Source organism: Mycoplasma todarodis (assembly GCF_004335995.1).
In the GTDB taxonomy this organism is placed as follows: domain Bacteria; phylum Bacillota_I; class Bacilli_A; order Mycoplasmatales; family Metamycoplasmataceae; genus Mycoplasma_K; species Mycoplasma_K todarodis.
Window position 1 is genome coordinate 19,484 of record NZ_PSZP01000007.1, and the last position, 7,704, is coordinate 27,187.

Annotated in this window: 6 protein-coding genes and 1 tRNA gene; 5 read left to right on the forward strand and 2 right to left on the reverse strand. The window is 32.9% G+C overall.

Annotation, left to right across the window (positions count from 1 at the left end; all coding sequences use genetic code 4):
- Nucleotides 1–9 precede the first annotated feature (9 nt).
- Entirely contained in the window at nucleotides 10–1,302 is a 1,293-nt protein-coding gene (locus C4B25_RS01560; RefSeq protein ID WP_131613312.1) for a pyrimidine-nucleoside phosphorylase, read from the reverse strand.
- Nucleotides 1,302–2,000 (reverse strand): purine-nucleoside phosphorylase, encoded by a 699-nt coding sequence (gene deoD, locus C4B25_RS01565; protein WP_131613313.1) that lies wholly within the window; start codon nucleotides 1,998–2,000, stop codon nucleotides 1,302–1,304. The genes C4B25_RS01560 and deoD overlap by 1 nt, the downstream gene beginning before the upstream one ends.
- Nucleotides 2,001–2,235: 235 nt before the next feature.
- Between deoD and C4B25_RS01570 the strand changes: the two genes are divergently transcribed.
- The 5 genes from C4B25_RS01570 (at nucleotide 2,236) to C4B25_RS01590 (ending at nucleotide 7,695) form a co-directional block, all read left to right on the forward strand.
- Complete coding sequence (locus tag C4B25_RS01570; RefSeq protein WP_131613314.1) at nucleotides 2,236–3,420, forward strand: BMP family ABC transporter substrate-binding protein; 1,185 nt, start codon at nucleotides 2,236–2,238, stop codon at nucleotides 3,418–3,420.
- Between the two features lie 13 nt (nucleotides 3,421–3,433).
- Nucleotides 3,434–5,071, forward strand: coding sequence for an ABC transporter ATP-binding protein (locus C4B25_RS01575; protein WP_131613315.1), 1,638 nt, complete (start codon nucleotides 3,434–3,436; stop codon nucleotides 5,069–5,071).
- Entirely contained in the window at nucleotides 5,064–6,539 is a 1,476-nt protein-coding gene (locus C4B25_RS01580) for an ABC transporter permease (protein ID WP_131613316.1), read from the forward strand. Before C4B25_RS01575 ends, C4B25_RS01580 begins: the two co-directional genes overlap by 8 nt.
- The gene (locus tag C4B25_RS01585) at nucleotides 6,539–7,462 is read left to right on the forward strand and encodes an ABC transporter permease (RefSeq protein WP_131613317.1); all 924 of its coding nucleotides are present in this window, start codon (nucleotides 6,539–6,541) and stop codon (nucleotides 7,460–7,462) included. Before C4B25_RS01580 ends, C4B25_RS01585 begins: the two co-directional genes overlap by 1 nt.
- A gap of 157 nt (nucleotides 7,463–7,619) precedes the next feature.
- Nucleotides 7,620–7,695 (forward strand) — tRNA-Met (locus tag C4B25_RS01590).
- Nucleotides 7,696–7,704: the final 9 nt, after the last annotated feature.

Genomic DNA, 7,704 nt, shown 5'->3' on the forward strand with positions numbered 1-7,704 from the left:
CTTTCTCCTTTATGAAAGTTTTCCTAAAATAATAGGATTGTTTACTTTTTCTTTATTAATTTTATATGATTCTTTAACTTGTTTGATAATTTCATCTTTTATTTCAATGTTTGAAGAAATTGTAAATAAAGCATCACCAATTTTTACTTCTTCATTTGTTTTCTTGTTTATGAATATCCCGGCAGTGTTATCAATTACATCTGATTTTTCTGCTCTTCCGGCTCCAAGTTTCATTGCAGCAAGACCTAAATCAATTGCTGAAATAATATTCATGTATCCATTTTCTTCAGCTTTGATTTCTAATGTGATTTTAGAATCTAAGAAATCATCAGCTTTGATAGATTCTACATCTCCACCTTGAGCTTCAACCATTTCATAGAATTTGTTGAGTGCCGCACCGTTAGCAATAACTTTTTTAACCATTGCTTCAGCGCTCTCTTCGATCTCTATTTTTGATTGTTTAATGATTGTTGAAGCAGAAGAAAGGATTAATTCTTGGAAATCAGCTGGACCATTCCCTTGAAGTGTGTGAACAGCTTCAATAACTTCGTTTCTATTTCCAATGGCTCTACCTAGTGGCTTGTCCATATTTGTAATTTCAACCTTAACATCACGGTTAAGTAATTTACCAATTGAAATCATTGTTTTACCAAGTTTTTCAGCTTCTTCATAAGTTTTCATGAAGGCTCCATTACCAACTTTAACATCTAGTAAAATTGCATCAGAACCAGTTGCTAATTTCTTAGACATAATTGATGCTGCAATTAATGGTATTGATTGTACTGTGGCAGTAACATCTCTTAAAGCATATAATTTTTTATCGGCAGGAACAATGTTTCCTGATTGTGAAATTATAGCAACTCCATGATCTTTAACTATTCTAATGAAATCTTCTATTGATTGTTCAACTTTAAAACCTGGTATAGATTCTAGTTTATCAATTGTTCCACCAGTGTGTCCAAGACCTCTTCCTGACATTTTAGCTACAGGAATCCCAAGAGCTGCAATGATTGGACAAAGAACAAGTGAAGTTTTATCACCGATTCCTCCAGTTGAATGTTTGTCAACCTTAACACCCTCAATTGAAGTTAAATCAATAACATCTCCTGAGTTCATCATAATCAATGTTAAATCAGCAACTTCTTGATCTGTCATCCCGTTTAATACAACAGCCATGGCAAATGATGCCATTTGATAATCTGGTATGTCATTATTAACGTATCCGTTTATTAAGAAAGCGATTTCTTCTTTTGAAAGTGTTTCTTTCTTTCTCTTTTTATCTATTAGATCAACAGCTCTCATTATAGAATACCTAAAGCAACTTTCATCATATCTTTGAATGCTGTTTGACGTTCTTCAGCACTTGTTTCTTTCTTAGTGATTAAGTTGTCAGAAATTGTTAATAAACATGCTGCATTTTTACCTGTTTTTTCTGCGTTTGCAAATAATGCTGCAGATTCCATTTCAACACAGTCTGAACCTGTTTCTTTAATTGTTTCTTCTAAAGGACGTGAGTTATAAAATACGTCTGAAGAGTGTACTCTTGCTTGGTGTAAGTCAATGTTTAATTTCTTAGCAGAAGCTATAAGTTTTTCATTCAATTCTTTTGAAGGCTCCATTACGTGTTTTCCTTCTCCAAGAACTAATCTTGAAAACGCTTTTGAATCTGTATATGCTGATGTTGCTAGAACAACGTCATATAGTTCAAGTTCTTCTTTATAAGAACCAGCAGAACCAACTCTAATAATATTATCAACATCATAGAATTCAAATAATTCATATGAATAGATTCCGATTGATGGTTGTCCCATACCAGAACCACAAATTGATACTTCTTTTCCTTCAAATTTTCCAGTGAACATAAACATGTTTCTAACTGAGTTTACTTGTTTAACGTCAGTTAAGAATGTTTCAGCAATATATTTTGCTCTTAGTGGATCTCCTGGCATTAAAACTGTTTTGGCTATTTCGCCTTTTTTTGCATTTATGTGTGGTGTCATTTTAAACCTCCTACAGTGTGTAATAACACCTTAATTTTATCACATATTGTTAGATAAAAATAGCATATATGTTAACTCGATAATAACAAGAATAACGAGCGGTTAAATTTGATACTAAAAAATAAGTTTTTCTTGAAAAAAGTGGGTGATACAAGACATTTTTGGTGCTCTTTATTGCAAAATGACCACTTAAAAATGTATAATTAATATAAATATTAATGAACTAGGAGTTCCAATGCAAAAATTTAAAAAAACTTTATTAGGAAGTATGAGTGCAGTCGTAGCGCTTGCTGCACCTGTTGCTGTTGCTGTTTCGTGTGGGGATTGAGAAGGAAAATTTGAACTTAGACTCAACAATGAAACAAATGATGAATTATCAAATAAATTAGCTATGGTTACCGATGGTGGTTCTGTCGATGATAAATCTTTCAATGAACAAGGTTACGATGCTTACCATGCGTTATCTGGACACGGTAAAGCATCCGTATTGCGTCCTGACGGAGTAACAACATTCGAAATTAAAAAGAGATATGAGACAGCTGCTAAATATGGTTCAAGAGTAATTGTGACACCTGGATTCCACCATATGTCAGCAATTCAATCATTCATTAAATCATTTGGAGAAAAGAAAATTGGATTCATCTTGGTTGATGCAGTTTTAAATAATTCCAATGTTGCTTCAATAACATTCCAAACAAAGTATTCAGGATTCTTAGCTGGATACTTTGCATCTGAATATCTAACAGAAGTCAAAAAAGATAAGACACCAAAAGTGGGTATGTTTGGTGGGGCTAACTTCCCAGGAGTTACTGACTTTATGATTGGATTTATTTCAGGGGTTAAATACTACAACGACACAAAGAAACCGCAACACAAAATTCAATTTAGTAAATTTGCAAATGACGCTGAATATACTAACTCAGGTTTCTCTGCAGGACAAGGAACTCAATATGCAAACAAGTTACTACAAGGTGGCGCGGATGTTATCCTTCCTGTTGCTGGGCCACAAACCAGTGATGTAATTTCAGCTATTAATCAAAATGAAAAATATAAAGATGTAAAAATTGTTGGTGTTGATACTGATCAAGCACTACAATATCCTTCTGATGAAAATAAATTTTTAACATCAATAGAAAAGAAACTTTCTTTAGCTGTACAAAAAGTATGAAGAAAGGCGATCGACCCAAAGAATCATCAAGATCAAAGTTACAATGGTGTAAATGGTTTTGGAGAAACTACAATAGGTACACTTGAGAATGAATTAACAACTATTTCAATTCCGCATGTAAAAGGTGTTGAAAGTATTTATAAAAAAGTAGTCAATGACGCTGTTTTAAAACAGAAAGCTGTTGAAATTACAGATACTAAAGGAAAAGAAATTGATTGAGCTAAGGCATTAAAGATTCTAAAACAAATGTAATAAAGGGGTAAAAATGAACGCAATTGAATTAAATAACATAACAATGCAGTTTGGTAATTTCAAAGCAAATGAAAATGTTACGATGCACGTAAAACAAAACGAGATTTATGCAATTATTGGCGAAAACGGTGCCGGTAAATCTACTTTAATGTCAGTTTTATTTGGGTTGTACAAACAAACTTCAGGAACAATTAGAATAAACGGAAAAACCGAGGAAATAAACTCACCACTTAAAGCTAATGAGCTAGGAGTTGGTATGGTGCACCAACACTTCAAATTAGTTGAAGATTTTTCTGTTCTTGAAAATATTACACTAAACATTGAAGATACAAATAAAATTGGTTTACTCTCAAATAAAGAGGCAAGAAGAAAAGTTATGAACTTAATGGAAAAATACAATTTCCAAGTTGATTTAGACAAAAAGATTTCTAAATGTACGGTTGCAGAACAACAAAGAACTGAAATTCTTAAAATGCTTTATAGAAATGCAAATATTTTAATTTTTGATGAACCAACTGCAGTTTTAACACCCTTACAAATAGAAGAATTTTTAAAAGCGTTAAAAAACCTTAAAGCACAAGGTAAGACAATAATCCTTATTACACATAAATTAGATGAAATAAAAGCTGTTGCTGATTCAGGTACTGTAATTCGGGCAGGAAAAGTTGTGGGGACATTTGACGTAAAGAAAACCACTACAAGAGAAATGGCTAAAATGATGGTCGGTACAGAAGTTGTTGCCGCAAGTAATGATTACAAAATAAAACCAGGACACACAATACTTAATATTGAGAATATAGCTGTAAGTGATTCATCACAAGCTAGATATATGAAGATCAAAGATATGTCATTTAAAGTTAGGTCTGGTGAAATAGTTGCTATTGCAGGAGTTTCAGGTAATGGTCAAACTGAGTTGATTAATGCTATTACTGGACTTCAAAAAGTTCGTAAAGGTAAAATTGAGTTAATTTCTGAAAGGGTAGTTGCGAAGACCAAGGAAGAAAAACTTGAACTAGAAACACAAGAGCAAAAAGAATACAAATACAATCGTTCAAATAAAATGTATGAAAAACACGAATTATTTACAAGTGAAATTAGTCATAAATCAATCGCAAAGAGATTTAAAGAAGGTATTTCTCATATTCCTGAAGATCGTCACAAGTACGGTATGGTTCTAGACATGGCACTTTGAGAAAATGCTGCTATTCAAGATATTAGAACTAAGAAATTTTCAAAATTCGGATTTATCAAATTCTCAGACTTAAAGAATCATGCGGATGTACTTATAGACAAGTTTGATGTTAGATCATCAAAAGGTAGGGATTCAATTTCTAGAACCCTGTCTGGAGGTAATCAACAAAAATTTATTGTTGCACGGGAATTGATGAGAAAGTCTTCATTAATTGTAACTGCACAACCCACTCGTGGTTTAGATGTTGGAGCGATTCAAAATATCCATGAACAACTGCTTAAGGCTAAGAAATACGGAAAAGGAATTTTATTAATTTCTTATGAATTGGATGAAGTGATGTCATTGGCGGATAGGATAATCGTCGTAAATGATGGAGCGATAGTTGGTGAAGTCCAAGGTAAAGGCGCTACAAGAGCATCGATTGGTAATCTAATGGCCGGAAAGGTGAATAATGTTTAAAAACTTAAATACAAAAGTAAGTGGCTTTTCAAATAATTTAACAAAGATATTCACCGGACAAGGTAAAGGTGTGCTACACAAAGTTAAAGCATCTTTCTTGGCTATTGCCATTGGTTTATTGATTGGTATGATACCAATTTTAGCCTCAGGTGGAAATCCGTTTTCTGCGTATGGAGAATTATTGACATCTGGTTTTAATGAATTCAAAGTGGATACATTTTTCTCTAATTCAGCCATATTCATAATATTAGCCATCGGTATTGGGATTTCTTTCAAAACTGGTTTATTTAACATTGGTGCTGCGGGACAATTTATTTTAGCTGGTGCGGTTACGGTTGTTATGGGTATAAAAATTCACGATATGAATAAATCAATTTCAATTCCTGTACTGATGCTTGTATCAATGTTAATTGGAGCATTAGCTGCTTCATTAGCTGGTGTATTAAAAGCATTCTTTAATGTGCATGAAGTTGTCTCAACCATTCTATTGAATTGAGTATTTTTCTTTATTGTTAAGTATATATTCTCTTCTCCAGAATACATGGCCCCAACAGGAAATGGTTCTCAAACAGTTCATGATAATATGAGATTATTCTTTAGTCCAACAACAAAGGATACTTGAATTATTTTTTCTGTTGCTATCATTCTTGGAATCATGACATGAGCATTATTTAAATTCACAACTTTTGGATATTCTTTAAAAGTAAATGGTATGAATAATGATGCTGCTAAATATTCAGGTATTAATATTAAAATGACTACAATAGCATCAATGATGTTATCGGGTGCTTTCTGTGGTTTAGCTGGTTTTATATTCTATAGTTGTTCAATGGGTAATATGCCATTACTGAATGACGATATTCTACCAACAATGCCATTTGAAGCGATTGCAATCACATTGCTTGCATTCTCTTCACCTCTTGGAGCAATCCCTGCAGGGATGTTCTACGCAATGATTAGTACATCAAGTGGTGATGCCAGTCTTGCTGGTCATGTTACAGCTGAAACAATTGGTATTGTTTTAGCCATTATTGTTATGTTCGCTGCTCTTGCTCCTTTATTTGAAAATGCAAGATGAGGTAAAAGAATATATGAAGAACTTATTTGTTTATTCGATCCAACTCAAAAAGAAGAACGTAATAAATATAAAAATAAAGTTTCTAATTATAAACAAGAAAATCATTCTGAATTGTTGAAACTCAAAAGCGAAGCTCTAGAAGAACGCAAAAAGAGAAAACAATTACAAAATGAATGAGCTTCATATCTTAGAAAAGCCGAAGATGATACTGTAATTGCAGAAATGAATGAGAAGCATAGAGCAGAAATCAATGCTCTTAAAAAGCTTAATAAATATGAAGGAATGAAAAATATCTATTATGCTGATCTACAAAAATTCCGTGCAGATTTCAAAGAACAAAAAACTAATTTCTTAGAACAAAGAAAACAAGTTGTTGAAGGAGGTAAATAATGATCGTAGTATTCGCAGCAATAATTTCGATGATTATGATCATCTCTATAGCTTCTGTAGGTGGACACTTCTCGGAACGTAGTGGTGTAATAAACCTTTCAATTGAAGCATTCATGACAATTGGTGCTATATCTTATGCATTGATGGCTGGACAAAAATCATTAATACATTCTCTTGGTCATCAATTTTGAATAATGCCTATGGCAGGGATTGCGGCAGCCGCCTTCTCAATCATTTATGCATTAATAACAGTTAAGTTAAAAGCAAATCAAACAATTGCTGGTATTGCTTTAAACATCTTAGCATTGGCTATTTCGGTATATATTATTCATTCAAAAATAAACCCAGCAGGTATTTCAGATACAATAAAACTTCAAAACTCATTATTTTCATTAGCAAAATCAAATGATCAAGCTGGTTGATTATTTAATATAACTCTATTTTTAGGGATTCCATTATTAATAGGTGCTTGAATATTAATGAATAAAACAAAATTTGGTAACCGTATTAAAGCATGTGGTGAACAACCTCATGCTGCAGCATCTCTTGGTATCAATGTCGAGAGAGTTCAAATGAGAGCAATTCTAATATCAGGATTTATTTCAGGTGTTGCTGGTGCAATGTTTGCGCAAGGTATGGGAAGTATATTCCGTGGTTCTACACAAGGTATAGGTTTCCTTGCTGTGGCCATTGTTATCTTCGGTCAATGAAGAACATCATTAATTATCTTGAGTGCAGTATTATTCGGTACATTATATGGAATGGCACAACAGAAACTTCTAATTTCTGCATTTGATTCAATTCCAAAAGAAATATTCCAAATGATCCCTTTCTTACTATCTTTAATAGTTTTAGTAGGTACTCAAAAGAATTCCAAGGTGCCCAAAGCTCTCGGTATTCCATATCGCAATGCAGGACGATAAAATATCAAAAACAACACTTGAAGTGTTGTTTTATTATCTTTTTTCATTATTTGTTATTAAGTATCAACACAAGAAAAAATAAGTATTTAAATAATTTTTTAAAAAAATATGTTTGGCCCCCTTGTTTTTTTGATAGAATAATAAAGCAATATCATATCGCGGAATAGAGCAGCTGGTAGCTCGTCGGGCTCATAACCCGGAGGTCGTAGGTTCGAGTCCTGCTTCCGCAACCAATGGTCCAG